The sequence below is a fragment of the Bacillus sp. IBL03825 genome (assembly GCF_024712505.1).
Classification (GTDB): domain Bacteria; phylum Bacillota; class Bacilli; order Bacillales; family Bacillaceae_G; genus Bacillus_A; species Bacillus_A wiedmannii.
Window position 1 is genome coordinate 3,164,355 of the sequence record NZ_JAMXKE010000001.1, and the last position, 26,326, is coordinate 3,190,680.

A 26,326-nucleotide genomic window follows, 5' to 3' on the forward strand; every position below is an offset into this window, starting at 1 on the left:
CAATGCTAATCAATAATGCATAAAGTGAAACTTTAATCAGTGGGGGTTTTCTTCATCCCCCACTGATTATTAGTTGAACCAATCGGACTTTTATGGGCAGTTGATCCCCCACCTAACTTCTTTGCTTTCGCTGAATTTTGAGGTGGGGGTCTTACTGCCCATTAAAGCGGGATAAAAATTATCTGTCATACAATATTTCGAAGTTATTAATATATATAGGTAACCCCTTCTTTTTTTAATTTAAAGATGAATTTCCAATTATATTTTGAAATGAAACGGAGTAAAACACACTAGTCTAACTACTTTTTTATACAAGATTTTATGCAAAAAAGAATAGCGAAGATCCCTAGAATCTCCGCTATATCAATGATGTATAAAATCTTGTATAAGTGATAGATAGACATAGAGACAAAAAATTTAGTAAAAACAAGGATTCTATGAAAAACTTGCTACCGATAATGAGACATTATGTTAACCTCACATGTATAGAATATACAACCAAAATCAAACAACATATCATTTCTCTTAAATGGTAAAATAAGGAAAAAAAGGAGGGTGGAAAACTAATGGAAGACTCTATGTTTGCGTTTCGAGTTGTTTTCAATGCACTAACATCATTCTTTTCCAACGGGGTCTGGGTCGTTTTGTTCTTCTTCTTGTTAAATAAAACGTATGAAAACAAAACTTTCAGAACAGCATCGAGTATTATTACTGTTGTTGTCTTAGTATTTTATTTGTTTTATTGCATTCGGAATAGCATGTAATGCCTTTCTTTGAATAAGAGAGGTTTACTTTACTTCCAATAACGAGAATTATGTAAATAAGCTGTCCATGTGGACAGCTTATTGTTTTTTTGCTTAGCGTGCAAAATTCGTGTCTTGTCATACCCATCAACTTAAGAAAAAGAAATGCCCCCAAAACGAAAAAATGAGCGGCTTCTCAGAATAGCTATCTGTAGAGAAAGAAAATTTTAATTTAGGGGGATATGAAAATATTAGCTTGATGTGTATGAAGTAGTGCCCCTATAAACAAAATCCTCCAGAAACATCTAAAATTTGCCCTGTTACCCAGCGACTATCAGAAGAAGCAAGGAATGCGACTGCACCTGCGATATCTTCAACTTGCCCTATTCGTCCGAACACAGATGAATTCGTAGCAAAATTTCGTATTTCCGGATTATCTAGCAATTTCGCATTTATATCTGTCTTCGTATATCCAGGCATAATTGTATTCACTGTTATCCCTCTTTCTCCAAGATGTTTAGCTAGAGGAAGTGTCATCGTATTTAGTGCACCTTTACTTAAACCGTATGCAATGGACCCTGCAAAACCAAGTCTTACTTCAGCTGATGAAATGTTAATAACTCGCCCCTCCGCTCGTAATAACGGTAATGTTTGCTGAATTAAGAAGAACGGTGCTTTAATATTTACAGACATAATTTCATCAAAAACTTCTTCTGTCGTATTTTCAATTGTTCCTTGTGTACCTATCCCTGCATTGTTTACTAAAATATCAATCTCTGATGTACCAACTCTTATTTGTAATTCATTCTTCAATTGTTCTACTATCTTTTTGACACCATCAATTGAATTGAAATCTGCTTCAATTAAGAATGCCTTTCCTCCATTAGATTCAATCTCACTAATTGTTTCATCTGCAGCTGTTTTATTTCGGCCGTAGTGAACTGCAACTAATGCACCGTCGTTTGCCAATCTCATCGCAATCGCACGACCAATACCGCGACTCGCCCCTGTTACTAACGCTACTTTCCCATCAAGATTCTTCATTTTTTCCACCCTTCCTACATTTTCGTTTACTAAATCCTATACTTATATTTTTAAGCAAATACTAATAATTTTAAATATAGATTTATAGGTAATTTAGTTCCTTCACTTATGATATTATAGTTATAATTTACGATTTACTTTAGAAAATAAAAAAGGGGGCTATTCAATGAAAAACGCAGTAAAACTAGATGAAATTGACCATAAAATTATGAACTTGTTGCATGAAAATGCGAGAATTTCTGTTTCAGAAATAGGACGTATTATATCCATGACGCAGCCCGCTGTAAAAGAACGCATTAACAAACTTGAAGATCAAGGCATTATAGCTGCATACCGAACAAAATTTGAGCCTTCTAAAATTAATAAGAACATTCAAGCATTCATCATGTTTAAAACGAGTCAATGCTCTGATTTCATCCAATTTTGTAATGCCGCTCCCGAAGTAACTGATTTATATCGAATTAGCGGGGAGTTTAATTATATGATGAAGGTCATGAGCGATTCGATGGATTCCCTCGCTGCATTTTTAGACTCTTTAATGCAATTTGGATTATCGTCTCCTCTAATTGTTTTAAAGAGTGAGTTTGAGGAGAAATTGTCGTTCTGATAAGAGGGTACTAAGATAAAGATACCGAGTGTATGTGGAAAAATTCTTATATAATATAAAAAGAACCACCCATAGGCTGGTTCTTTTTTCATTCAATTTCCTACTAGAAAATCCAGAGATACGTCTCCTTCTCACCTATCCCTGATTTCTCTGCGCCTCTCTAAACTCCTCCTTCACCTTCTCTAACAACCCTTCTTCTGTAATTAATCGATACGCTGTATTTGCTAGTGCTTTTGCGGATGTAATTAATGCTTTATCTCCTAATTCTGAACGTGCTGCTTCTCTAAATTCATTCGTATGCGCAAATAAATCGTCTGGACCGATTTTAATGTACGGGTGAATGGTCGGTACGACTTGGCTTACGTTTCCTGCGTCTGTTGAGCCGATGCCAAATCTTTCTTTCCGATTTACGTCTTCACCTTGTAATTCTAGTTCTTCGGCTACGACGTCATTAAATGTTTTTGTTACGAGTAGTTCATCGATTTCATTTTGGAATTGATGAATTTTCACTTTTGTGCCTGTTGCTAATGCTGCTCCCTCTGCGATATTTCTTACTTTCTCTGTTACTTCCGCACATCTTTTTCGCGTTGCTGCGCGGATGAAGAACCTTGCTGCGGCGTAGTCAGGAATAATGTTAGGTGCTTTTCCGCCTTCAGTAATAACACCATGAATTTTCACATCTGACGGAAGTTGTTGGCGAAGTGCGTTGATGCTGTTATACAGCTGGATAATTGCATCTAATGCGTTAATACCTTCTTCCGGTGAAGCTGCGGCATGCGCTGTTTTTCCGTAAAAATGAAAATCAATTGGATCGACTGCTAGTGAAGGGCTCGTTGGCGCTGTCTTTCCGCTCGGATGAATCATAAGTGCCGCATCAATATCTTTAAATAACCCCGCTTTTACATAACTCGCTTTCGCACTACCGTTTGGCCCTCCTTCTTCAGCCGGAGTACCAAACACGACAACTTCTCCGCCGATTTCCTCAAGCGTTTCTGATAACGCGATCGCTGCTGCAACGCTAATTGTGCCAATTAAATTGTGACCACATGCATGACCGAGTCCTGGTAAAGCGTCATACTCAGCTAAAAATGCGATGACTGGTCCTTGTTTCCCTGAACTTTTTCGCGCGATAAATCCTGTTTCATGCCCAGCTATATTGTGCTGCAACTGAAATCCTGCGCTTCCTAACAACAAACTTAACGTTCTTGATGCGTAAAATTCTTGGTTACCAATCTCCGGATTCGCATGAATATTATGACTTGTTTCTATGTACTTTTCCTTATTTCTTTCTATACTCTCTTCAATTGTTTTTCTTTGTGACGTTACTCCTGTCGCTCCCATTTTTCTTCCTCCTTTTATTTTCACGTAAAAAAGCCTCTTTCTAAAAGATAGAAAGAGGCTTCTGTATATACAGTCAAAATGAGCTTCTTTCTTATCTTTCAAGTTACCTTGCTGGAATTGGCACAGTATTCATAAAGAATCCGCTGCCGAGGTGTCATAGGGCCAGTCCCTCAACCTCTCGTGATAAGAATTTTCATAAAATTGTATTAAATTATTTTCATTCTAAGTTCATTCCAGGCAAAAGTCAAGGAATTCCTATCCGAATTTACCGAATATCTAAAAACCCTTTTAACACACCAATTGTTTCTGGTGCTTGCAGTCTTGCACATACGTACGGAAATTCCGTACTACCTTCAAACATCATTTGAGATGTGAGCGGTGCCCCTGCCCAAAAGATTTCATCATCGATTACGATAAACGGGAATGCTTTGTTTTGCCTTTGTAACTTTACATTTTTCAATGGAACTGGTCCATCACTATACACCGTTATTTGCGCATTTGTACGCATTAACGCTTGCCATACTCGCTTATCCACTTGTTTTGTGCTTGGAAGTGAAATAATAATTTTTCGTTTTGCAGCTAAAATATCTTTCAATAGCCCTTTCGGTTCTTCAAGATTCATTTCCATAAACCAGCGTAAACGTTTCGAAATTTTTCGTTCCCACAATTGTCTTGATGTCGTACGATCATACACATCTCCGTGACGTTCTATATGAGCCGTTAATTGTGATAACGCTTGTTTTCTCGAAAGGTTTTTACGCATATAATGGCAATCTGATAATTGAATGAACTTCCCTCTCGCTCTCGTTACGGCTACATTGACGAGGCGATGGTTTTTATGGTCAAAGAATAACACACCAGGTCGTTCTTGCGGATAACTATCCACCGTATCAAATATCATCATATCTCTTTCAGAACCTTGAAACTTATGAACCGTTGCTGCTAAAACTGGTATGTTTTGATATTTCGTTCTCTGCAACATTTCTCTAATACACGTTGATAAAAAGCGGGATTGTGCCCTGTAAGGTGTAACAACACCGATCGATTGAACACCATCTAACAGTCCAATTAACATCATTTGCATCGCTACTAAACCAGACATAATGTTAAAACGAGAACCTGAAGCAGCGTCTTTTAACGAAAAGGCTCCCATTAAGCTCGTATCAAATAAAACACTTGCCTCATTTGCGAACGGTTGTAGCTGTGCAAGTTCTTTACGCTCTGAAACAGACGGATGATCATATACTCTATTTTTATAAATAAATGAATTTGTAAACTTCGATATATCCGCATGCATACGTCTTTGTTCCTGCAGCATAAAGAGGTTCGGATGTGCTTCTGATTTATTGACAGACTCAACAATCCCGGCATGGTAAAACATATCTTCCCCGAGCCATTTTCGAACGAGTTCATGGTTCGCCATCGCGATTGGAGGTAACTGTAAAAAGTCACCACAAACGACAATACGTTTTCCAAGTGAAGCAGCTAATGCAATTTGCGGAACATATGCCATACTCACTTCATCTACGACAACTAAATCAAATGTACGCTCATAAATAAGTGAATCAATGGCACATTTCGATAAAGTTGCGCCGATTACTTTCGCGTTTTCAATGTATTCTTTTTCTACTTCTTTAATTTTCGCTTTTTGCTTTCGAAGATCATTTTCAATCTCTTGTATACGCTTCTTATCAGCAGAAGTCGCTTTATATGATAAAATCTTTTCACGAAGATCTTGTCGTGTCTCTTCTAAATAGAGTCTTTCTTCTCCCCAAGATCCGTTCGTCGTTTCAACTAGCTTCGACGTAAGTAATGTTTCATGATTTCGTATATGTTCATGTTGACTATAACCGTAACGAACAATTTCGCCAGGTGTCCATTTCTTTTTTTTCTCAATTTGCTTCGTTACTTCGCTCATTAATACGTCTACTGCCGCATTACTATGAGCTAATACAAGTACCGATTTTCCTTTTTGATAATGAGCCGAAATAATACGTGATAAATTGTAAGACTTCCCTGTTCCAGGCGGTCCCCACACGTACGTTGTCGGATTGTAAAACGAACGATACGCCAATTCATTTTTCGGATTTTTCATCTTCTCAATATGTTTCGGACTGCTCGTCCCATCAACAAGACGCTTTATACGATTACGTTTTAACTTATCTTTATGTGCCTCTTTCAATCGCTCTTGTAGTTGCTCTAACAATTGCCACGGTTCACTGTATAAAACAGCTTCTCGTATTTCACCTTGTATATAATCATTTAATTTCAGTTCTATTTCTAATCCATGTACAGATAATACTTCTCCTGTCGCTTCCTCACCATCAAACTCAATTCGAATTGGTGAACCTTCAGGTAAGCTTACTTCCGAAATAAGCTGAAATACGTATACTGTACTTTCATAATCTGTATATAAAAAACGACCGTTCATAATAGAAATTTTACTACCACCTATCGTTTTCCAATGTTTAATTTCATACGCTAATGCATAATGCCACTCTTTCATCGTTGCCGATAATGAAGGAGTTTGAGTAGGTGTATTCATCGTATAATCTCCTTCCTTCTCCCCAAACATACTTTCTCACTATACCATATAACAAGCTAAAATTTGTAAGGTTTTTATCTTGCTTATTTTCTTAATTTTCAATAACATATTGTATATAATTTTCAGAAAGAAGGGATCTACATGCCAGTTAGAAGAATTGAACACGTCGGTCTTATGGTCGCAAACTTAGAAACATCTATTTCATTTTATGAAGAAGTAGTTGGCTTACAACTCATTAAACGTATGGGTCACCCGAATCCAGACTTAAAACTCGCTTTTTTAGGTGTGGAAGAATCGAAGGAAACGATACTCGAACTTATTGAAGGTTATAACTCTTCTCTTCCGGCAGAAGGAAAAGTACATCATATTTGTTTTAAAGTAGATTCATTAGAAGATGAAATTGAAAGAATACAGAAACACGGCGTAACCTTTCTATTAGGAGAAGAAATTGAAACATTACCAGATGGAACACGTTACATATTCTTCGCTGGTCCTGATGGAGAATGGATTGAGTTTTTTGAAACGGAGAGATAAAGTGAGACTTTAGTCAGCCTACAATTAGCGGGATAATAAATTTATTATCAACATAAGGAGTAGAAACTGATGAATACAGTTTTTATTATCGTTTTTTGGATACTTATGCTCTTTCCAATCCTTTACGTAATCAAGATAAAGCATTGGAATTTAAAAGTAGCTGCCTTATTTGTTGGAAGAATTCTATTAAGTATTATCTTTTTCATAAATGGAATTGTGTTAGGACTGCAACGAAATTGGGCAGAGCCTCCCTATGGAACAGAATGGGATGTCTTTATAAATTCTTTATTACACGGTAAAACTGATGCACTTATACACTTATTACTTCTAATTATTATTGTCACATTCGACTTAATAATCTTATTTTATTATAGAAATAAAAAAATTAGGGTGTTTCCCTATTTCTTTCATCTTGGCTCATATTAATGCGTGGGAAACAACATAATTGATTATATGCCAAAACAAAGACAAAAACGGACCTGTTATCAGGTCTTTTCTTGCTTTTTCTGTTACACTCCTTTAAAAACAACATAAGTCAAACAAAATTCGCTATACATGTTACAAAATTATATTTTCTTTCATATTTTGCAACATGTATAGACAGATATAATAGAACTTTATCAATTTTATTGGATAAACATGGGCAGATAAATAAGCCACACTATTAAATTCGAATACGAATAATTATATTAAGTTTCAAAAAAGGAGATGAATTATTTTGAGATCATATTTCCCAAAATCATTTTCAACCTCAAAGCAGAAAAGAGACTGCCGTAGAATTTCCCCTGCTTTTCCAGCTTAATTCCCTCCTGTTCTCCATATAATATATCTACCTTGATTCAATTTATGTTTTAAATTGTTATTTTTCATATAATCTTTCTCCACCTCGATCAAGCTAACAAAAGTACATTTCATCTTACTTTCTCATTATATAGACTATACCAATTTCTCTTCTCACTTAATGGTTTCGTTTATGTTAAAAAAATAGAGCCTCAGGGACGAAATCCTGAGACTCTATTTTTATTTTAAAAAGGACAGCATGATTTTCTCTGTTTCTTCTTTACTTAAATCACCTGCAAGAATTAAGACTTGATAAGCGCTATTCTTTCCTTTTGCAGGAACAATCATTTGCATTACTTTATAGGTTTCCTCTGTATCAAGACTTTCAACTAAGGTTATTTTTGTACCTTCTAATTCATAATTTGTTACCTTTTCATTATACTCCGCTCTTTTATTCGAGAATTCTTTTCCCTCATCAGTAACTGCAGATTGGTGCACAATATATACATTATCTTTACTTTGATTTTGATATTCATAAATAAAATCGGGATTCATTTTTCCAGTAGTCTTCGGTGTTGTAACACCTTCTCCAGTTAATTTAAACCCTTTTACCACATAACTTGGGGCATTAATTGGAAAATCAACATATTTCTGTGCTTCCTTTTTAGTTAATCTAAATTCCGAAGTAATTTTCTGTCTAAATGGTCCAATTTCTTCACTGTTTTTCTGATATTTTTTTTGTTCTTCTGAATCTAACTTTTCAGGACTTCCTACTAACTTTACTTTTTTACCCAAAGTATATGCTTCTGTTTCTAAATCAATAAATCGTTCAAATTCTTCTTTTGTAAACAGATTTCGTGCCAAACCAACTTCTTTAAGTAAAGTATTATACTCTCCCTCTGAAACAAAAAATTCTGCATCTGCCCGTTCTTTTGTACCAATCATTTTTTCTACAATTTTCTGTATAGGAATATCGGTTTGTGTTTTTAATTCTTTCATATTATTTTTCACTTCTATTTGTTGTTTCTCAGGGTTAGTCGGCTTATCAGCACGGGCGTTTAATAAGGATACAGATGAAACTGCAATAACTGCCACAGCCCCTATCGCAGACCAACGATATGATTTTTTTTGGAATTTTTTAATCATTAGAATTCTCCTTTTTAACGCTCTCTTGTTTTTACTAAAATTTGCTATACTTGGTACTTGATAATAACTTGAGTAGTGTTCCAATAGACTAATAATAGTATGTCCATACGCAATTCGCTCCTCTGCATCTATACATGTAAGAGCTAATGCATCGCATGCTAGTTCTTGATCTTCCCGCATACATGAGTAGGCATACCATAGAATGGGATTAAACCAATTTAAAATTAGTAAGCCATGCATAAGCCAGTTCACACCAACATCTCTTCGCTTGATGTGAGCTAATTCATGATGAAAAATATATCGTAACTGTTGCTCATCTAATATTTTCATATGTACAGTTGACAATAGCAACTTGGGACGAATAAATCCAAACACTGTTGGACTGGAAACCTTTCCAGATACAAATAGAGGGATATTCCGTTGAATAGACATAGATTGCTTACACTTTTCAAAAAGCTGGACAATCTTCTCGTCTGTAATAACAGGTTGTTTTTTTATGTAAAGTAATAAACGCCTGTTCATTATAAAAGTAGCAACACTTAAAAGGATAACACCAGTAAGCCAAATGTATATACAAATTGTATAGAACGGAATTGGCTCACCATCCTGCTTTTCATTCATGCCTGTTTGTGTCTTATTTGTCTGAACAGTTTTTGTTGAACTTGAGGTATAAGTATCTTCTTTTGTGAGAACCTTTGTATCGTCTATACCTTTTAATTCTTGCGTACTCTCTTTTGTAAGAAACTTAGCTACAGGATTTCCCCTAGAAATGAATGCATCATCATTCTTGTAAGTAAGAACAGAATAGATACTATAGGAACTATCTGGCGACCAAGGTAATACAAGTCTTATAATTAATATGATCCATAGCATATATTGCCAACGTGGCGTTAACTTATTTCTAAACAAGACCTTGATACACAAGATTAGGCCCACTAATATACTAGCCATAATGGAAGTCTCAATCATCCAATCAAAAAAAGCAGGTAGATAGATATTTACAAATTTTTCTATCACTATAATCTATCCTTCCTCTGATTTTCCTCAGTTTTCTCATCCAGAATACGTTTAAGTTCGTTAATATCTTCTGAAGACAGCTTTTCTTCTTTTAAGAAATTTACAAGTAAAGGTTTAAATGCTGCACCATAGAAACGTTTAAGCAAAGATTTTGTTTCTACTTGTAAATAACTATCTTGCGATACCAAAGGATAATAAGCGTACATACGCCCTTTATCTTGATGGTAAGCAACTGCTTCTTTGTGAACTAATCGATTAATTAGTGTTCGAATCGTTTTGGGTTTCCAATCCATTTTCTTCTCTAACTCTTCAATCACTTCATTTGCGGTTTGTGGAGATTTTGACCACAGTACTTTCATTACTTCTAACTCAGCTTCTGAAATTTTAGGTAATTCTTTCATTAGTTTAAATTACACCTCCATTGGATTACATTTGTAATCCGTAACTGAATATTACACTTGTAATCTTGCATTGTCAATCTTATTTTATATTTTGAAATCCTTTCCTATGCCCATCAACATAAGGACGAAAAAAATTAACATAAGTATAGAACTTCATGTCCTCCTAATGAGACAAAAAAGTAGATGCTTCATAAATATTTTTTGTTACTAATATAAAATTGAATTTTAAATTCACACTTAATTAGTATATTCCGTTTTAAAAAAGTACCCATTTTCTTGTCCATATATCGAGACAAGAAAATGGGTACTAAATGCAATGTATCTGTAGATAATTCAGCATTTTACACTATAAAATAAGTTCCTACTTTCATGTCTTTTTACTCCCCTTTTTTGTTGTACAAGGACATGAAACTCCAAACTATTTAGACTAGAAATTCTAAAATAAGATTTTTATTAATTATTTAATTGTATATTAAATAATTAATAAAATCAGCGTTTTTAAATATAAAAGACCCAAAACAATAACAATTAGTTTTAGGTCTTTTTAAGTATTTCTGATCCAATTCTTAAATTATTAAGTCGAAAATATTGAACGATCTATAGTTAAAAATTATATACTTATTACTTCTCTTTCGGAAGTACAATTCTTTTATATAATTGAACTGTAATCAAGTAGTAAATCGAGTAAATCACTACAAAAATAACAAGTGGTAACCAAATGCGAGAGTACGGATCGATTAAAAGAGGGCTAAACATGTTCATACCAACTAATATATGAGTAATCCCCACAATTGCTGGGAATAAGAATATGAAGAATAACTCTTTATAAATTGATTTTGTTAATAATTCTCGGCGGACACCAATTTTTTGAAGCATTTGATAACGTGTTACATCTTTTGATGCTCCCGACAGAACTTTAAACATTAAACAACTTGCCATCATTGCTAAGAATGCAATTCCAACGAAGAAACCCATAAACATTATTCCGCTGGCAAAACCATGACTCATATTATATGTTTGATACTTACTATGCAATTCTTCTGCGTTCACATTTTTATATTTCGCTATCTGTAATTCATCAAGTTTTTTCCATTCTTTTATGTATGCTCCAAAATCATCTGTTTTCCCAATGAACACAGTACTTTCTTTACCCTTCATACCATCGTATATTTTTTGGTCTACAATTTTTATTTCATAATCAGGATTCACATATTCTGGCTGAATCGTTCTGAAAGCCTGGATCCATTGTTTTGTGTCCGTCTCTCCTTTAACCCATTTTATTGAAAAGGCACCAATTGGTAATCCCTCTGAAACTTTCTCTTTTTTCAAACCTTGTATAAAAGGGCGATTTTTCTCTAAATCTTCTTTTAGATAATAAACATACTTATCATCCACTTTGTAATGATATTCAAGTTTTTCTTGAAATAAGATACCACCCAAAATTGTCTTTTCTTCCGCTGTTGGATTATGAATGACTGAATCGTAAATTCTTATTTGATCTGTCATTTTTAGGATGTTGTTTTTAAATGCCATACCACAAGCAATTCCACCAGCACCAAGAGCCACTAAGATTGCTACTGTTGCAAGCACATTTGTTAGACCATTAATGCGGAAATTTAATTGTGCAAAAGTAAAAGCATTGAGGCCTTTTTCACTACGTTTTTTATTACTCTTTAGCTTGTTAATCATAACTGGGAGAAGTGATCCAAATATTAGGTAAGTACCAACGGTTGCTGAGATTAATCCAACGGCCATTAATCCCAAAACAATTAGCGAATTTGCATATGACATATAAATCAGTGATGCATAACCAATACCTAATAAAAGAATACCAAGGAATGCAATTACAACGGTCATTTTTCCTTTTATGGCAACACGTTCTGTTTGTTCATCTGCATGTACAAGTTGCAGTACAGAAATACGAGATAATTTAATACTATTCATAATTGCCGATAATACAAATAGTGCAAAGAAGAAGACACAAGTAATAGCTATAGATGGCAGATAAAGTGCTTTATAACCTTCGCCAGCAAACTCGAGTTGTTTCATTAATAGCTGACCGATACCTTCTGCAAGTCCAACACCAATTGTAATTCCAATCAAAAGAGATGTGGCACCTAATATAATTGTTTCGATAAACATAAGTAAGGTAACTTTATGCTTTTTTGCTCCTAACATCATATACATACCAAATTCTTTTTGACGAAGAGCTGATAAGAAAGAGTTTGCATATAAAATATAGAAAAATGTGATAACCGCTAACAAAAAGGAACCAATTTTAAATACAGACACAATATCCCTAATAGAAGAGTTAGATTCAAGGAACGTTTTATTGGATGCTAGCGTTTGAAACATATAAAAAGTTGAAATAGAGACAATAAGACCAACAAGTAAAACAATGTAATCTTGCAACTTACTTTTTAGGCCTGACATAGAAAGCTTAAATAACATGATTGAACTTCCTTCCTTACGCTTTTTGTGTGCCCAAGTTTGCAAGCACGTCTAAAATTTCTTTATAGAATTCTTCACGGGTACCACCGCGATGAAGTTCTTTATATAACTCACCATCTTGAATGAATAAAATACGCTGGCAGTAACTTGCGCTGTAAGGATCATGCGTAACCATCATTATGGATACACCTTGCTCTTTATTTAGGCTTGTTATGGCATCAAGTAAACTCGTTGCATTTTTGGAATCTAGAGCTCCAGTTGGCTCGTCCCCTAAAATAATAGCAGGTTCATGCACTAACGCACGTGCTGCTGCAGAACGCTGCTTTTGTCCACCAGATACTTCAGAAGGATACTTTTGAAGTATTGCTGTAATGCCTAACATATCAGCTACTTTTTCTACTTTCTTTCCAATATTACGAGAAGAAACACCTTGAAGGGAAAGTGGTAGTGTAATATTTTTATATATAGATAAATTCTCTAATAAGTTAAAGTCCTGGAAAATGAATCCTAATTTTTGCGAACGGAAATCAGAAAGCTCACCTTGCTTCATTTTCGTAATATCCGTACCTGCAATTTCAACAATACCGCCCGTTGCTGTATCTAACGTTGAAATTACATTTAATAATGTTGTTTTACCAGAACCAGAAGGCCCCATAATACCAACAAACTCTCCCTCTTGAATCGAGAATGATACACCTTTTAACGCGTGTGATTGATTCTCACCTTTTTTACCGTACAATTTTTGAATGTTTTTTACATCTACAACTGGTTTTATCATATATATCCTCCTACGTTTGTTTTTTCTATTTCATTACAATAAGCTACTATTTTTATTTGCTACTAAAAAAATAGTCATGTTGCATCCACCCTTATGCTACTATGAAAACTTTCATCTTATCTTCTTCACTCACCCCATCACTTTGAATACACCCATGATAAACTATGAAAATTAGGAAACACCCCATAAAATCCTTAAGATTTCTTAAGTTTTTATAAAAAAAGCTTATGGAATCTATAATTCCATAAGCCATTCTATTTTATTGGATGTTCAACAATAAAGGACATCCAGCCGTCTTTAAATTCTGCATGTATATTACCATGATGAAGTTCAACAATTCTTTTTGAGATAGCAAGCCCCAGACCATTTCCCTGGTCATCTTTTCTTGCCTTGTCCCCCCTGAAAAACCTTTCAAACAATTTATTTGGATCACTAACTGGCGGTTTCTCGACTTTATTTGACACTTTCAAAATTGCTTTGTTATCCATTAATTCAAGACATACGGATAATTCGGATGGTTTCATGCTGTACTTTATCGCATTCATAAACAGATTTTCATATACACGTACCATTTTTTCTACATCTATGAAGATAGGTATTGTTTCTTGTGTAATTGATTTTTGAACGATTAAGCTTTCCTTTTCAAATATAGGAATGTATTCTCCAACTATTTGCTCCAACAAACCTGATAAATCAACTTCATTAAGATTTAACTTAGCATCTACGCCTGATAAACGAGTATATTCAAACAGCTCATCAATTAAATATTTCAGTCTCTGTGACTTTGAATAAGTGGTTTCAAGGTATTCCTGTAATTGTGTTTTACTGTTGTATTTCCCTCTTTTTAATAAATCTATATAGCCAATAATAGATGTTAACGGTGTGCGTAAGTCATGAGATACATTGGTGATAAGTTCATTTTTTGTACGTTCCAATCGTCTTTCTTGTTCAAATGTATTTTCCAATTCCTTGGACATATAGTTGATATTTTGAGCAAGTTGGGTCAATTCGTCCTTCCCCTTAATCCCAATTGTCAAACCCAGTTTTCCATTTGCAATATCATTTACATTATCCGAAATGAGCTTCAAATATGCTATTTTCTTTCGAACCAATATCAAAAAAATTATTATAAAGTTAAAGATTGCGAACGCGAATAAGAACAACAATACCAAATTGAATTCAAACATACCAAATTCTTCGTGTTTTATAAATAATGGATCTATAACGTATGCCAAAATGAGGATTGTTAAACCAAATGAAATAAAAAAACTAACTGCAACAGCACCAAGAAGTTTTATAATGATCTTATTTCTAAAACTAACATTCTTCATATTTTATATCCAATTCCCCAAACAGTTTTAATATAAATAGGATGTTTAGAGTCCTCTTCAATTTTGTCTCTTATTTTTGTAATATGCACCATGACGGTATTATCTGATTTATAAAAAACCTCTTTCCAAACTGCTTCATATATTTTTGCAACACTCAGGACAATCCCTTTGTTGCGGGCAAGTAATTCGAGAATAGCAAACTCTTTTGGAGTTAACCTTGTTTCTTTTCCTCTTACCCATACTTGACATGTATCTGTATTTACGGTTAAGTCACCAATTTCTAGAATGCTTTTATTATGCTCTATTGGCGTATTGTATTTTTTAAATCTTCTTAATTGGGATTTCACTCTAGCGATTAATTCTAATGGGTTAAACGGCTTTGATAAATAATCGTCTGCGCCAGAGGCTAGACCTTGAATTTTGTCTATATCCTCAGATTTTGCAGATAGCATAATGATAGGCATATTACGATCTTCCCTAATTTTCATACATGCTTCAATGCCATCCATATTCGGCATCATAATATCTAAAATAATCAAATCAAATTCCTTTTCTTCTAACAGTTGTAAAGCTTGTATAGCATCTTCTGCCTTTTGAGTTTTTAGGCCTTCATTTTCCAGGTATACAGAGATAAGATTTCTAATTTCTTTATCATCATCAACAATAAGAATTTTTGACTCCATTTTATTCCTCCACATTAAATGCAATAAGTATCCAATAAAGCATATATTTGTTGTTAATTAATTAATAAACTTAATAGAGATTGTTTCTATCTTTTTTCTTTACTTAAGACGATTCTTTGTAAAATACACAAAAAGACCGTCACAGTATTGTGACGGAAAAACAGGAAAATTTCAATAACTAATTACTATTATTATTTATTTTTAGCTTTTAAGGCATCTAACGCTATTTTGGTTGCTTCTGCAATAAGCTTATCATCGTATTTAGCATCCTCTTTATCATGATTAGAAAGTATCGCAAGAACAATTGGCTTTTTATTTGGTGGCCAAATAATTGCGATATCATTTCTGGTTCCATAAGATCCCGAGCCAGTCTTATCAGCTACTTCCCATCCTCCTGGAACTCCAGCACGAATTAAGTTGTCTCCCGTAGTATTCCTTTTCATCCAATCTATTAATAAATCCCGTTTCTCAGTTGAAAGTACATCTCCTAGCGTAAAAGCCTGAAGACTAGTAGCTAATGCCTTTGGGGTACTAGTATCATGGGCGTCTCCTGGATACACTTCGTTTAACTCTGGTTCAAAACGTTCAGGATTTGTAACGGTATCCCCTATTTCTCTCAGTGATTTTTTGAATTCACTAGGTCCACCTAATTGTTTAAGAATAAGATTTTGTGCAGTATTATCACTATATCGAAGGGAAGCATCTGCAAGCTCTTTCAGAGTCATACCTGTATCAACATACTTTTCTGTAATTGGATTGTAATTAACAAGATCTTCACGAGTATACAAAACTCTTTGATTTAGATCTTCTATTGATTTCTTTTGTAAAAGTACTCCCACAGCTAAAGCTTTGTGGGTAGATGCGTATGCAAACCGTTCATCTGATTGATAAGTAACGGTTTGATTCGTATCAGTGTCCAATGCATAAATACCGAGTTTAGCATCAAATTCTTTTTCAAGTTTAGCAAAAGAATCATTACCAGTAGTTTCTTGTTTGATTTGATTTGTTTGTTTCGTTTGTTTAGGTGATTCAGATGGAGTATTACTATCAGAACAGCCTATAAGCGTTGCACATGAAAGAAATACTACAGGTACTATCTTTTTGTAATGTAACATGTTAAAAAACTTGTTTAAGACTATCATACATTTTCAACCTCTTTCAAGAATATATGGTTTTTCTAGGTGTTTACATACCGATACAATTAAAGCGTGTATCGGATATCACTCTTCTTGCGTCTCACTTTTCATAAAATGAGCGAACTATCATGAACACCTGTTTTATACGTATACTTAATAGACAACCTAAGTAACAATTTTGTTCCATAAATAAGAATCTTGAAAAAGAACTGATAGAATCCTCTATTACGATTCCCTTATACTATGATACACGTCAAATTCCTTTTTCATCAGATTTAACGAATATTAAGATGAAATATTTTGGGTATGTGGATTTTTCTCAACTTTGGATAAGACCTTTAATTTAAAATTCACAAGAAACCTAATCCACTTGTAATAATTATCACCCTATTTAATTTCATAGAAGGTATACCTAATTTGATACATTCCTCCAGCGATTTGACACTATGCTAAAAACTGTTCAGCCAGTGTGCAAAAGTTTATTTTAAATTTCGTCAAGAAATTGGTTAACACCTTGCCCATCAAGCTAAGATTATATAGCTTTGATTTCATATGAGATTTTTTCTTTTTCTACGGTATCAGTCCCGCTTATTAAAAATAAGAAAATCCCGTATTCAATAAAAATACGGGATTTTTTTATTTTTAATTAACACTTATTCGAAAGAAGTTCATTCGTTACATATTACTTATCTAATTAAGAAAAATTCATATACCAGCCCAAACATCTTTTCCATATCGCCCTTCTTCTTGCACACGATCCAACCAATTCCTTGCTTCTTGTTCACTGACTTCATGAATTTCTTGATATGCTTGACAAAGGGTGTCTTCTACGTCAGGAGCCATTTTACTTCCATCACCACATATATAAAGATGAGCCCCATTATCTAATAACGAAATTAAATTGATTCTATCTTGTTTTATTAAATGCTGTACATATGTTTTAGGATATCCTTCTAAGCGAGAAAAAGCTGTGTGTAAAGAGATTAATCCATCTCTTTCATCATTTTCTAGTTCTGTACGATAGAGATAATCCTTTTCAGGATGACGACAACCAAAATATAGATGTGCTTGTCCTAAGTTAATACCTTTTTGCTTTTGAACACGACGCGCTTGCAAGAATCCACGGAATGGTGCAATTCCAGTACCTGGTCCAACCATGATAATTGGTGTTTCTGGATTTTCAGGTAATTGAAAGTTTGATTGTGGCGTTCGAATGAAACAGATAATCTCGTCTTTATTATGACGCTGAGCTAAATAATTAGAAGCGACTCCTTCATATGTCCCTACCCCACTCCATGCAGGTGCATTAACAACACCAACCGTAATGCTCAGACGATCCTGTGCAACGAGTGGAGAGCTTGAAATAGAATAGTAACGCGGTTTGAGCGCAGGAAGAAGTTCTAAAAAGCGTTCAAATCGGATTTCACAAGCCTCATACTTTTCAAGAAGATCCAACATTGACATACGTTTCTTTAATATTTGTTCATGATAAACTCCCTCTTCCAATAATGATTCCAATTCCTTTTTATGAGGAGGGCATGCTGTAAATGTCACCATTTCTCGTATTTGTGCTCGAGTAGCTGCTTCTTGAATTTCTACACTATAACTAAGAAGGTCAAATAAACTAACAGGACTGTCTAAAGGTATGTGATTTACACTTCGTCCACTTGCACTCAATATGACTTGATCCTTCCCATTTAATCCAAAGCGTTTTAAAATTCGGTTGACATTTTTCTCACTATTAATTGGCAGCACCCCAAGGTGGTCACCTTCTTGATACGTAGCACCTACTGGCAAGGATATCTCAATATGTCGCGTGCTTCTTTCACTGCTAGATGATTGAAGTTCACGATTTTCTAGTATAGATGCATAAACTGCTTCATATGTTCGTGCAAGAGGAGATCCTCCAAGACGACTAACAAATTGTAAACTTAATGTACTACGTTCTTTCTCAATGTTTTTGTTAAGTTCCAATCCAAATGCCTTCATCGCATCAGACCACATACTTTGTTTCCATTGCTCAAGTTGTTCCTCGAAATCACCACTTGCATCCGCTTCTCCACGTGTAGAAAATCTTGTTGCTCCTTTTTGAGCCATTTGCTCATCAATGTATCTTGGAATCCGCTGATAAGTACTAGCCCAATTATGATCTCCACAACCAAAAACTGCGTATTGAACACCTTTTAGCTCATCCGGTTTTAATTCCTCCAACCATTGCACAAACTGCCCTGCATTACTTGGTGGTTTTCCATTATAAGAAGAAGTTACAATAAGAACCGCCCCTTCTTTTGGCAGACTTCCAATTCGATCGTTAAGAGCTACCACTTCCGTTTGAACACCTTCTAAACTAGCTGTATCTGCTAGTTCTCTTGCAATACCTTCCGCTACCCCTGTATCCGATCCATACAGAACAAGAAGCGAAAGATTATCGGCTCCAATAATAGAAGGAGTTTTCTGAACTTGCTGTTCGATTTCATGGTTTTTCAGTTTCTCCTCGATAGGCGCAAGAACAGTAGTATGGCTAATAGTTTGTTTTCGTGGTAGAATCCTAATTTTAAAATCACCAGGCTTTAGCGTTAATGTTTGTTTTACGTCCAGCTGATAGTCTTGATAATCGATGAATTCAAAATGTTGAAGAAGCATTCCCATTACGAGTGTGGCTTCATGAAGTGCAAACTGCATACCGATACATGCTCGTTGACCATTTCCAAATGGCTTATAAGCATGATGGGGAATCTTATCCAGCTCTTCAAATCGTTCAGGTTGGAATTCTTCCACATTGTCTCCCCACGCGTCTTTATCCCTATGTAGCTGTGGAATAAGAACAGAAATACGATCTTCTCCTTTCTTAATAGGATATTTCCCACCAATCACTGTATCCTCTTTTGCATAGAGACTGAATGCTGGAGCAGTAGGCCATAGACGTAGCGATTCATTTAAAATCATCCGGATATACTTTAATTTCATAACTTGTTGGTATGTTGGAGTGGGATCTGTTAAAACCCGATCTACTTCTTCATAAGCTTTTTTCAATTTATCTGGATTCTTTAATAAAAAATAGATTGCAAAAGATAATAATCCACTTGTTGTTTCATGCCCAGCTATTAAAAAAGTGATAATTTGGAAACGAATATTTTCATCATCTAATTTTTCACCAGTTTCCGGATCCTGCACATTTAACATACGGGAAAGTAAATCATTTTCTTCCTGATTTCCATTACTTTTACGTTCAGCAATAATATTATCTACTAAAGAAAACATAGATTGAATATCATGCTGAAATTGACGTTTCGTTCTCCACATGAGTTTATCTTCTATATCCAGCCGCTGTAATTGGTGCATTGCCTCATCTAGAGCACGGCTCATGCTAGTAATAAAAGGATGAGGGGTCTCACGATAATAGCTATTAAATCGATAATTAAAACCACATAGACCAATTGTATCCAATGTAAGGCGAGTCATATCCTCCGGAACATCTACGTTTTCATTCGGATTAAGCCGTGCCCATTTTTGAACGAGTTGTACGGCAATATCGACCATCATAGCATGATAATCTTTCATTGCTCGTTGGCTGAATGTAGGCATCAAAATATTATGAGCTTTTTTCCAGTTAGGCTCTTGAGTCTCGCTTGTAAATAATCCATCTCCAGCAAAGGCACGAACTTTTGCTAAAGCACCCTCTATACTTTTATCGAACCGTGTTTCGTCACAGACTTCTGCTACCAGTTCATGTCCAGAAACGACAATGATGGTATCACTTAAAGTTTGAATTTGAAAAATGGGACCATACTCTTCCGCTATCTTGATAAAGGATAGGGTCGGTTTATCTTTATCGATTAGTGGGAGATTCCCCAGCAATCCATATGTTTTCGGTTGAGGAATGGCAGATACTTTTTTTTCCATTAAAAACACCCTTTCAAAAAAACATGAAATAAAATATCCCATTCAATAAAAAGAAGATAGCAATGAATCGCCTGGGATAAAGATATGTAATTGATTACCTTATTTTATCTTTTCCCTAACTATTCACGATTATGATATTGCTTATAAAGTTGGTAATCTAAATTGTTTGTTGCTATTACATTTATAACTTGCAGAGAAAATACTAACTTAAAATGAAGCGTATTATTATAATGTTTATCAGAAATTGAGAGCTAAAGATTGTAGTATTGGGAAAACCAGTAGTTTCTAATGTCAATTCAAACAAATACGATAAGTAAGTATACTGTGTTGCTAATGAAAAAGGATCTGATATGAATATCAGATCCCTTTTACTATATATAATTATTTCACTGATTCTTTTCCAGATTTAAATACCAGCGCCTTAGCGGCAGAAATTTGCATTTCTTCATAGTCTAACTAAACAGTAAAAACTTAGAGGAATCATGATCTAAAGTTTTATTTTACTCTACCGATTTAACCTCTCGACAGCTTCCGCGCTTGTATCTACACGTTTAACGAAAAAAACTAATAGTAGTGCAACAATATTCATGCCAAGCGCTACATAAAATGAATATTGAATTCCAGATAATAAAGCCTTCTGAGTTAACATTGCCTTCGTAGCTTCTGTGAAGGTTGTTGGATCTACATCAGCCATTAGACTTTCAGCTTTTGTTTTTGTTACCGAATTCATAATCGTAACAAGGATAGCAGTACCAATCGAACCGGACACTTGTTGAGCTGTATTATTAACAGCTGTACCGTGCGGATTTAAGCGAGTTGGCAATTGATTAAGGCCATTTGTCATAAGTGGCATCATCACCATCGCCATCCCAAACATCCGCAGTGTGTAAATAAGAATAATATGTGTGTGACTAGAGTCGAGTTGCAGGTTTGCTAGCATATAAGTTGAAACAGCTGTAATGGAAAGTCCTACTATACCAAGAATCCGAGGGCCGTATTTATCAAATAGTTTACCTGTAATTGGTGACATAACCCCCATTATTACCGCACCTGGAAGCATCATCAGCCCAGAGCTCAGCGGCGAAATACCGCGGACGTTTTGTACATAAGCTGGTGTTAAAATCATACCCGAAAACATGGCCACTGCGTTAACAATCGCAATTACAGACGCAAGTGCAAACATTGGGTACTTGTAAACACGTAAATCCAATAACGGTTCATTCATTTTTAATTGACGGATAATGAAAGCGATTAGGGAAATAGCGCCTATGATTAAGGTTGTTAAAACAACTTTATTCGTCCAACCATCGGAACTTGCAGAACTGAATCCATATAACAAACCGCCAAAACCGATAGAAGATAATAGTAATGAGAGATAATCAAGTTTTGCATTTTTGTTTTGTCTCATGACATTCTCTGATTTCCAAATCCCTAACAGTAAGCTAATGATTGCTAACGGTAAAATCATTTCAAAAAGCAAACGCCAGTCATAATACTCTACAATATAACCCGATAGTGTCGGTCCAATTGCTGGTGCCGTAATCATAACTAATCCAAAAATCCCCATCGCTGTTCCCCTTTTTTCTCTTGGAAAGCTTACTAGCATAATATTCATTAACAAAGGTCCCATGACTGAAGAACCTGCTGCTTGAACCATCCGACCAGTAAGTAATAAACTAAAGTTCGGTGCTAAAGCCGCTAAGGCCGTACCAAGAATAAAAATTAACATAGATGTAATAAATAAGCTCCTATTGGAGAAGCGGGTTATTAAAAATGCTGAGGCCGGAATTAATACACCACTTACAAGCATATACCCTGTAGAAAGCCACTGAATCGTTGAATAATCTTTAATATCTAAATCCTTCATTATTGATGGCAAAGCAACATTTAAAAGCGAGTTATTTAGAAATGAAACAAATGCTCCAATAAAAAGGATTACAAGCATTAAATATGGTGGCTTTCTTTTATGTAATGTCTCACTCATATATTCATTTGCCCCTTCATTATAAATTCCATCGATTCGTTTAAATCGTTTGTATATCTACACAAGAATACATTATCCTTTCAGTATTTTGCCAAACTCTTCGAATGGATATTCTCTTTTTAGTAATTCTACTTGCTCGACATAACATGTTAAAATTTTTTTGTTGATTAAACCTTTATAAACGCGTTTGTTAACCAAAATTAAATTAGGCTAAATTAAACAAAAGGAGCGACTGAAAATACCCTTCTAAAATAAAGTGACACTTGAATCAGTGGTTCTTTTACAGGCAGCCGCTTTCACTTAATTTTGAGGTGGTGTCTTATGCCCACAAATAGCGGGATAAATATGACCACACACCCATTCCTTTCAATACAGGCTTGTAAATCTAGATATGTAACCATCCATAAAAAGGAATATTACATAGGCTAAGTCTAACATTACATTTTTAAAGTGAGGGGAATAAGCTTATGCACCAATATTGGTATTTGAATTCAAATGGAAACGGGGAGCAATATAATAACCAAATTTCAATGTCATCATTATATTCACAACCTCAAATAATTAAAGCTCAGGGAATGGATGGTCTGAAGGTTCCTGAGAATTGGAGTTGTCGAGTCTATCCATTTGGTTGGGATTCACCAGCCAATTATACGGGTTTCAATCCCGAGCCCCCTCCCTTCTCTTTAGGTCAGCCAATCCATTATGCAGGGATGATGCCCCATGGATATCCTGCTAATTGGGCTCCATTACAAGGTCATGCAGGTTTTAATTTTCAAAAACCTCCCCTCCCCTGGGCTCAACCATTCAATCATACAGGGATGTTCGCACAAGGTCATCTTGCCGCTTTACTATCGCCGCCAGCCAAGCCTTTTCATTTTAATACCAATAATAACTGGGGTATTTTGGGGAATTCTCCAGGATGGGGAGGACAGATAAGTCCCATGGGATGGGGGAATAACGGAGGTAACGGTCAGCCAGGAATGCTTGGAAACTTATTGACAGTAGGAAAAGGCACCATGAATGGAATCGGGATGCTTAGTAGTCTAATCGGTATGGGAAAGTTCTTCTTTTAGTTAATTAGAACGGGAGGATAGGTCCATAGCTCAAACATGCCCCCTCAATGTATTTATTGTACGCTTCCCATACTCCCTCCAAGTTCGTTCCCTCTCCTTTCAAATTATAAAAACATCTATTACCTTGTATGTGATAACTTGATAGAGGTGTGGTGACATCAACAAAACGCAAATTTCATCCGATAAGCAAAACGCTACAAAAAAAACCGGTTCCTTTACGAAAGAACCGGTTTTTTGTAGCGTTTATTTATTTGAAAAGTATTCAAATCTTTTTTCACTAGTTAACACTTTGAACACGGCCAATTTGTCCATCTTGTAATCGAACTTTAATTCCGTACGGATGTGTTTCACTATGCGTCAAAATGTCTTTCACAACACCACTTACAGTTTTACTATAGTCATTATCCAATTGAATAACTACATGTGAACCAACTGAAATTTGTGATCTTGTTGGTTTCCCACCTGTTGCTTGTGTTGTTTTTTCTTGTTTTTGTGTTCTCTCTTGTTGTATAGACTGTTGTTGCTGAGTCTTCTGCTTTTCTTGTTTACGTTTTTCTTCTTCTACTCTTTGTTGCTCTTCTTGCTTACGTTTTTCTTCTTCTACTCTTTGCTGCTCTTCTTGTTTACGTTTTTCTTCCTCTGCTCTTTGTTGCTCTTCTTGCTTACGTTTTTCTTCCTCTGCTCTTTGTTGCTCTTCTTGCTTACGCTTCTCTTCTTCTACTCTTTGTTGTTCTTCTTGTTTACGCTTTTCTTCCTCTGCTCTTTGTTGCTCTTCTTGCTTACGTTTTTCTTCCTCCGCTACTTTTTTATCTTCATCTATTTTTTGCTCATCCTCTGCTACTTTTAATTTTTCTTCATCACCTTTACAAGCACTTAAAGCCATTACACACAAGCTCATAAGTACACATAATAACAATTTCTTTAACATTAAAAAAATCCTCCTATATATACATTACAAATTAATAACTTTCATAGCATAACAAAAATATATGTATTTATTTGTCAAAATTTGTCGTAAATATTTAATTTCTACTAAAAGACTGACACTACAATAAAAGCGGAAATTATTATATCGATTCGTGCACAGGAATTACGTTCGTTTGCTAGTCAATTAAACTTAATTAATGAAATACAAAGAAAAACCTTCATCTTATGTATAAAAGGATCTTTCAATTAAAGATCCTTTTATATCGCTCATTCAACTAAATAAATTGGTTAATTGCATAACGCTTTTCTAACTTTCCTTGCGAAGCTTAGCGGATCATCAACGTCTTCGATATTAACGTAAATTAAATTCGGCTCATCACATAACCACTCATTGTGTATAGACGAAACGATTATTCCTTGTTTAATAATTGTAGCAACAAACCCATTGACTTCTCTTTGCAAGAGCGCTACCCTGCCTAAACATAATGCTCGTCCAGTTTTATTATCTCGTGATTCGAATGAGAAGGAAGTTGTTACTCTAAAACGTTTTCCTAAGATAGTTGCTTGTATTTCATCCCGATTTATTGTAGCCACGCATTTTCCACCGGCGAACCCTTCTTGGCCACCTATAATTCTCGCAAACTGTTGACAGATTAATTCATCATAAAACGCCATACCTTGAATCATCCCCCCTTTTACTGTTAGGTTATGAATGAATACTTAGGTCTGAAACGGTAATGAATCTATTCTATTACAAAAAATATTATCGAAATCTAACGAAGTCTATTATATGGTAAGGCATTTTTAGAGAGCACAAAAAAACACCCTAAGGTGCCATCCTCCGACTTGAGAATCATATCTATGTATGGAGAAATTTAGAAAAGAGAAGGTTCTAACTATAATTTATAGAGCTCTTATACCATGAATTACTTACATACATATTTCCTTATTTACTCGAAGAAGAATCCCGTTATATTACTTTCTGATCAGTCTCGTTAAAGCCATCCCAATAAATCCAGCACCCATCCCTATTAGCCATCCAGCATGAGTATCACCTAATATAGATCCCACTCCTCCGCCAAGAAACATGCAGCCAACAAATACTAATCCTCCAATTCCCCAATTCGGCCTTTCCATAATTCAATCACATCCTTTCAATAAAACATATGCTTTTAGCTATCTAAACTTTCTTGCATAGGATGGTTAATTTTTTGCTTAAGTTTAGTACTTTCAGGGAATTCATAAGATGCGAAGATTGAACCCTTTGAATGAATTACAGAAGGAGAATTTCATTTTTTCATATTAAATAACTTAAGAATGTGTTCCACAATTTATGACTCACCCCACCGCTATCCAGCTCAGAAAAGAAAGCAAAAACGAAAATTATATGCATCATTGACTACTGTTAATGAGACGTTATGTTAACCTCACATGAAGATCCTATTCATCCAAATTTACACAAAGTTGTCCTTGCTGATGGTACAATTAAAATTATGGAGGGATATTATGGGAATTTTTTTGTAATAACACTACTTCTTATAAACGGCACTGCAATATTCTTATTTTTCTTGTCTGTTTCACCAAAAATTAAGGCTAAAAACCTATCTTCAATAATGATCTGTTTAGGGATAAATCTAATCATAAGTCCAGCGGCTTTTCTTATAGGTGGGATAGCTGATTATGCAGGTGTAGCGGCTAATTATGGGGCTTATTTTGCGGGTGAGTCGGCAACAGCCCCTCCTCTAGTTAGTCGTGCACTTTATTTTTTGGGAGGATTTCTCTTTATTCAGGGAATTCCACTGCTCATACTACTTGCAGCTTTTTGGAAGTTTGCTAGAGCAAAGAAAATAAAACAAGTATAGAAGGATGAGTGGATGCTTTTTAGAGTAGGGATCCGCTTTT

Annotated in this window: 21 protein-coding genes and 1 riboswitch; of the genes, 6 read left to right on the forward strand and 15 right to left on the reverse strand. The window is 35.0% G+C overall.

The window, feature by feature from the left end; all coding sequences use genetic code 11:
* The first annotated feature begins 566 nt into the window (after nucleotides 1–566).
* The gene (locus NHG49_RS31715) at nucleotides 567–764 is read left to right on the forward strand and encodes a hypothetical protein (protein ID WP_002170404.1); all 198 of its coding nucleotides are present in this window, start codon (nucleotides 567–569) and stop codon (nucleotides 762–764) included.
* Between the two features lie 258 nt (nucleotides 765–1,022).
* On the opposite strand, the gene NHG49_RS16215 is transcribed toward NHG49_RS31715, so the two are convergent.
* Nucleotides 1,023–1,787: an SDR family oxidoreductase gene (locus NHG49_RS16215; RefSeq protein ID WP_064475773.1), complete on the reverse strand. Its 765-nt coding sequence runs from the start codon at nucleotides 1,785–1,787 to the stop codon at nucleotides 1,023–1,025.
* A 166-nt stretch (nucleotides 1,788–1,953) separates the two neighbouring features.
* Here NHG49_RS16215 and NHG49_RS16220 point away from each other — a divergent pair, with 166 nt between their 5' ends.
* Nucleotides 1,954–2,394 carry an Lrp/AsnC family transcriptional regulator gene (locus NHG49_RS16220; protein WP_088046557.1) on the forward strand — a complete coding sequence of 147 codons (441 nt, stop codon included), beginning with the start codon at nucleotides 1,954–1,956 and terminating at the stop codon, nucleotides 2,392–2,394.
* A gap of 135 nt (nucleotides 2,395–2,529) precedes the next feature.
* Here NHG49_RS16220 and NHG49_RS16225 read toward each other — a convergent pair whose 3' ends face one another.
* Both NHG49_RS16225 and NHG49_RS16230 read right to left on the reverse strand, forming a co-directional pair.
* Nucleotides 2,530–3,735, reverse strand: coding sequence for a M20 family metallopeptidase (locus NHG49_RS16225; protein ID WP_088046556.1), 1,206 nt, complete (start codon nucleotides 3,733–3,735; stop codon nucleotides 2,530–2,532).
* 88 nt (nucleotides 3,736–3,823) lie between these two features.
* Nucleotides 3,824–3,925: riboswitch (SAM riboswitch) on the reverse strand.
* Nucleotides 3,926–4,000: 75 nt separating this feature from the next.
* Nucleotides 4,001–6,310: an AAA domain-containing protein gene (locus tag NHG49_RS16230; RefSeq protein WP_142289279.1), complete on the reverse strand. Its 2,310-nt coding sequence runs from the start codon at nucleotides 6,308–6,310 to the stop codon at nucleotides 4,001–4,003.
* A 111-nt stretch (nucleotides 6,311–6,421) separates the two neighbouring features.
* Between NHG49_RS16230 and NHG49_RS16235 the strand changes: the two genes are divergently transcribed.
* Both NHG49_RS16235 and NHG49_RS16240 read left to right on the forward strand, forming a co-directional pair.
* Nucleotides 6,422–6,814 (forward strand): VOC family protein, encoded by a 393-nt coding sequence (locus NHG49_RS16235; protein WP_001145279.1) that lies wholly within the window; start codon nucleotides 6,422–6,424, stop codon nucleotides 6,812–6,814.
* A 69-nt stretch (nucleotides 6,815–6,883) separates the two neighbouring features.
* A complete protein-coding gene (locus NHG49_RS16240) occupies nucleotides 6,884–7,240 on the forward strand; it encodes a hypothetical protein (RefSeq protein WP_081257286.1) in 357 nt (118 codons plus the stop codon).
* A 594-nt stretch (nucleotides 7,241–7,834) separates the two neighbouring features.
* On the opposite strand, the gene NHG49_RS16245 is transcribed toward NHG49_RS16240, so the two are convergent.
* From NHG49_RS16245 to NHG49_RS16285, 9 genes are all read right to left on the reverse strand, one after another.
* Nucleotides 7,835–9,757, reverse strand: coding sequence for a M56 family metallopeptidase (locus NHG49_RS16245; protein WP_064475778.1), 1,923 nt, complete (start codon nucleotides 9,755–9,757; stop codon nucleotides 7,835–7,837).
* Nucleotides 9,757–10,158: a BlaI/MecI/CopY family transcriptional regulator gene (locus NHG49_RS16250; RefSeq protein WP_000661426.1), complete on the reverse strand. Its 402-nt coding sequence runs from the start codon at nucleotides 10,156–10,158 to the stop codon at nucleotides 9,757–9,759. Before NHG49_RS16250 ends, NHG49_RS16245 begins: the two co-directional genes overlap by 1 nt.
* Before the next feature lie 621 nt (nucleotides 10,159–10,779).
* A complete protein-coding gene (locus NHG49_RS16255) occupies nucleotides 10,780–12,609 on the reverse strand; it encodes an FtsX-like permease family protein (RefSeq protein ID WP_064475779.1) in 1,830 nt (609 codons plus the stop codon).
* A 16-nt stretch (nucleotides 12,610–12,625) separates the two neighbouring features.
* Nucleotides 12,626–13,387, reverse strand: coding sequence for an ABC transporter ATP-binding protein (locus NHG49_RS16260; protein WP_258126279.1), 762 nt, complete (start codon nucleotides 13,385–13,387; stop codon nucleotides 12,626–12,628).
* Nucleotides 13,388–13,641: 254 nt separating this feature from the next.
* The gene (locus tag NHG49_RS16265) at nucleotides 13,642–14,718 is read right to left on the reverse strand and encodes a HAMP domain-containing sensor histidine kinase (RefSeq protein ID WP_258126280.1); all 1,077 of its coding nucleotides are present in this window, start codon (nucleotides 14,716–14,718) and stop codon (nucleotides 13,642–13,644) included.
* The gene (locus NHG49_RS16270) at nucleotides 14,715–15,401 is read right to left on the reverse strand and encodes a response regulator transcription factor (protein ID WP_048559889.1); all 687 of its coding nucleotides are present in this window, start codon (nucleotides 15,399–15,401) and stop codon (nucleotides 14,715–14,717) included. Before NHG49_RS16270 ends, NHG49_RS16265 begins: the two co-directional genes overlap by 4 nt.
* A 191-nt stretch (nucleotides 15,402–15,592) precedes the next feature.
* A complete protein-coding gene (bla, locus tag NHG49_RS16275) occupies nucleotides 15,593–16,543 on the reverse strand; it encodes a class A beta-lactamase (protein ID WP_064475781.1) in 951 nt (316 codons plus the stop codon).
* Between the two features lie 699 nt (nucleotides 16,544–17,242).
* Nucleotides 17,243–20,440, reverse strand: coding sequence for a bifunctional P-450/NADPH--P450 reductase (gene cypD / locus NHG49_RS16280; protein ID WP_258126281.1), 3,198 nt, complete (start codon nucleotides 20,438–20,440; stop codon nucleotides 17,243–17,245).
* Between the two features lie 505 nt (nucleotides 20,441–20,945).
* Nucleotides 20,946–22,424 carry a DHA2 family efflux MFS transporter permease subunit gene (locus NHG49_RS16285; protein ID WP_222659991.1) on the reverse strand — a complete coding sequence of 493 codons (1,479 nt, stop codon included), beginning with the start codon at nucleotides 22,422–22,424 and terminating at the stop codon, nucleotides 20,946–20,948.
* Between the two features lie 467 nt (nucleotides 22,425–22,891).
* On the opposite strand from NHG49_RS16285, the gene NHG49_RS16290 reads away from it, so the two are divergent.
* The gene (locus tag NHG49_RS16290) at nucleotides 22,892–23,497 is read left to right on the forward strand and encodes a hypothetical protein (protein WP_064475784.1); all 606 of its coding nucleotides are present in this window, start codon (nucleotides 22,892–22,894) and stop codon (nucleotides 23,495–23,497) included.
* 277 nt (nucleotides 23,498–23,774) lie between these two features.
* Here the strand turns inward: NHG49_RS16290 and NHG49_RS16295 are convergent, their stop codons facing one another.
* From NHG49_RS16295 to NHG49_RS16305, 3 genes are all read right to left on the reverse strand, one after another.
* Nucleotides 23,775–24,425: a YwbE family protein gene (locus NHG49_RS16295; RefSeq protein WP_064475785.1), complete on the reverse strand. Its 651-nt coding sequence runs from the start codon at nucleotides 24,423–24,425 to the stop codon at nucleotides 23,775–23,777.
* Between the two features lie 287 nt (nucleotides 24,426–24,712).
* Entirely contained in the window at nucleotides 24,713–25,099 is a 387-nt protein-coding gene (locus NHG49_RS16300; protein ID WP_141669126.1) for a DUF1259 domain-containing protein, read from the reverse strand.
* Between the two features lie 300 nt (nucleotides 25,100–25,399).
* Nucleotides 25,400–25,561: a hypothetical protein gene (locus NHG49_RS16305; protein ID WP_000441003.1), complete on the reverse strand. Its 162-nt coding sequence runs from the start codon at nucleotides 25,559–25,561 to the stop codon at nucleotides 25,400–25,402.
* A gap of 356 nt (nucleotides 25,562–25,917) precedes the next feature.
* Between NHG49_RS16305 and NHG49_RS16310 the strand changes: the two genes are divergently transcribed.
* The gene (locus tag NHG49_RS16310) at nucleotides 25,918–26,286 is read left to right on the forward strand and encodes a hypothetical protein (protein WP_098103030.1); all 369 of its coding nucleotides are present in this window, start codon (nucleotides 25,918–25,920) and stop codon (nucleotides 26,284–26,286) included.
* The last annotated feature ends 40 nt before the right edge of the window (nucleotides 26,287–26,326 follow it).

Coding starts and splice junctions, on each gene's coding strand:
- NHG49_RS16285 (WP_222659991.1), bottom strand. CDS start 22,424: ATGAGTGAGACATTACATAAAAGAAAGCCACCATATTTAATGCTTGTA.
- NHG49_RS16305 (WP_000441003.1), bottom strand. CDS start 25,561: ATGGAAAGGCCGAATTGGGGAATTGGAGGATTAGTATTTGTTGGCTGC.
- bla (WP_064475781.1), bottom strand. CDS start 16,543: ATGATAGTCTTAAACAAGTTTTTTAACATGTTACATTACAAAAAGATA.
- NHG49_RS16240 (WP_081257286.1), top strand. CDS start 6,884: ATGAATACAGTTTTTATTATCGTTTTTTGGATACTTATGCTCTTTCCA.
- NHG49_RS16270 (WP_048559889.1), bottom strand. CDS start 15,401: ATGGAGTCAAAAATTCTTATTGTTGATGATGATAAAGAAATTAGAAAT.
- NHG49_RS16300 (WP_141669126.1), bottom strand. CDS start 25,099: ATGGCGTTTTATGATGAATTAATCTGTCAACAGTTTGCGAGAATTATA.
- NHG49_RS16290 (WP_064475784.1), top strand. CDS start 22,892: ATGCACCAATATTGGTATTTGAATTCAAATGGAAACGGGGAGCAATAT.
- NHG49_RS16230 (WP_142289279.1), bottom strand. CDS start 6,310: ATGTTTGGGGAGAAGGAAGGAGATTATACGATGAATACACCTACTCAA.
- NHG49_RS16215 (WP_064475773.1), bottom strand. CDS start 1,787: ATGAAGAATCTTGATGGGAAAGTAGCGTTAGTAACAGGGGCGAGTCGC.
- NHG49_RS16225 (WP_088046556.1), bottom strand. CDS start 3,735: ATGGGAGCGACAGGAGTAACGTCACAAAGAAAAACAATTGAAGAGAGT.
- NHG49_RS16260 (WP_258126279.1), bottom strand. CDS start 13,387: ATGATAAAACCAGTTGTAGATGTAAAAAACATTCAAAAATTGTACGGT.
- NHG49_RS16265 (WP_258126280.1), bottom strand. CDS start 14,718: ATGAAGAATGTTAGTTTTAGAAATAAGATCATTATAAAACTTCTTGGT.
- NHG49_RS16250 (WP_000661426.1), bottom strand. CDS start 10,158: ATGAAAGAATTACCTAAAATTTCAGAAGCTGAGTTAGAAGTAATGAAA.
- NHG49_RS16295 (WP_064475785.1), bottom strand. CDS start 24,425: ATGTTAAAGAAATTGTTATTATGTGTACTTATGAGCTTGTGTGTAATG.
- cypD (WP_258126281.1), bottom strand. CDS start 20,440: ATGGAAAAAAAAGTATCTGCCATTCCTCAACCGAAAACATATGGATTG.
- NHG49_RS31715 (WP_002170404.1), top strand. CDS start 567: ATGGAAGACTCTATGTTTGCGTTTCGAGTTGTTTTCAATGCACTAACA.
- NHG49_RS16310 (WP_098103030.1), top strand. CDS start 25,918: ATGGAGGGATATTATGGGAATTTTTTTGTAATAACACTACTTCTTATA.
- NHG49_RS16235 (WP_001145279.1), top strand. CDS start 6,422: ATGCCAGTTAGAAGAATTGAACACGTCGGTCTTATGGTCGCAAACTTA.
- NHG49_RS16255 (WP_064475779.1), bottom strand. CDS start 12,609: ATGTTATTTAAGCTTTCTATGTCAGGCCTAAAAAGTAAGTTGCAAGAT.
- NHG49_RS16220 (WP_088046557.1), top strand. CDS start 1,954: ATGAAAAACGCAGTAAAACTAGATGAAATTGACCATAAAATTATGAAC.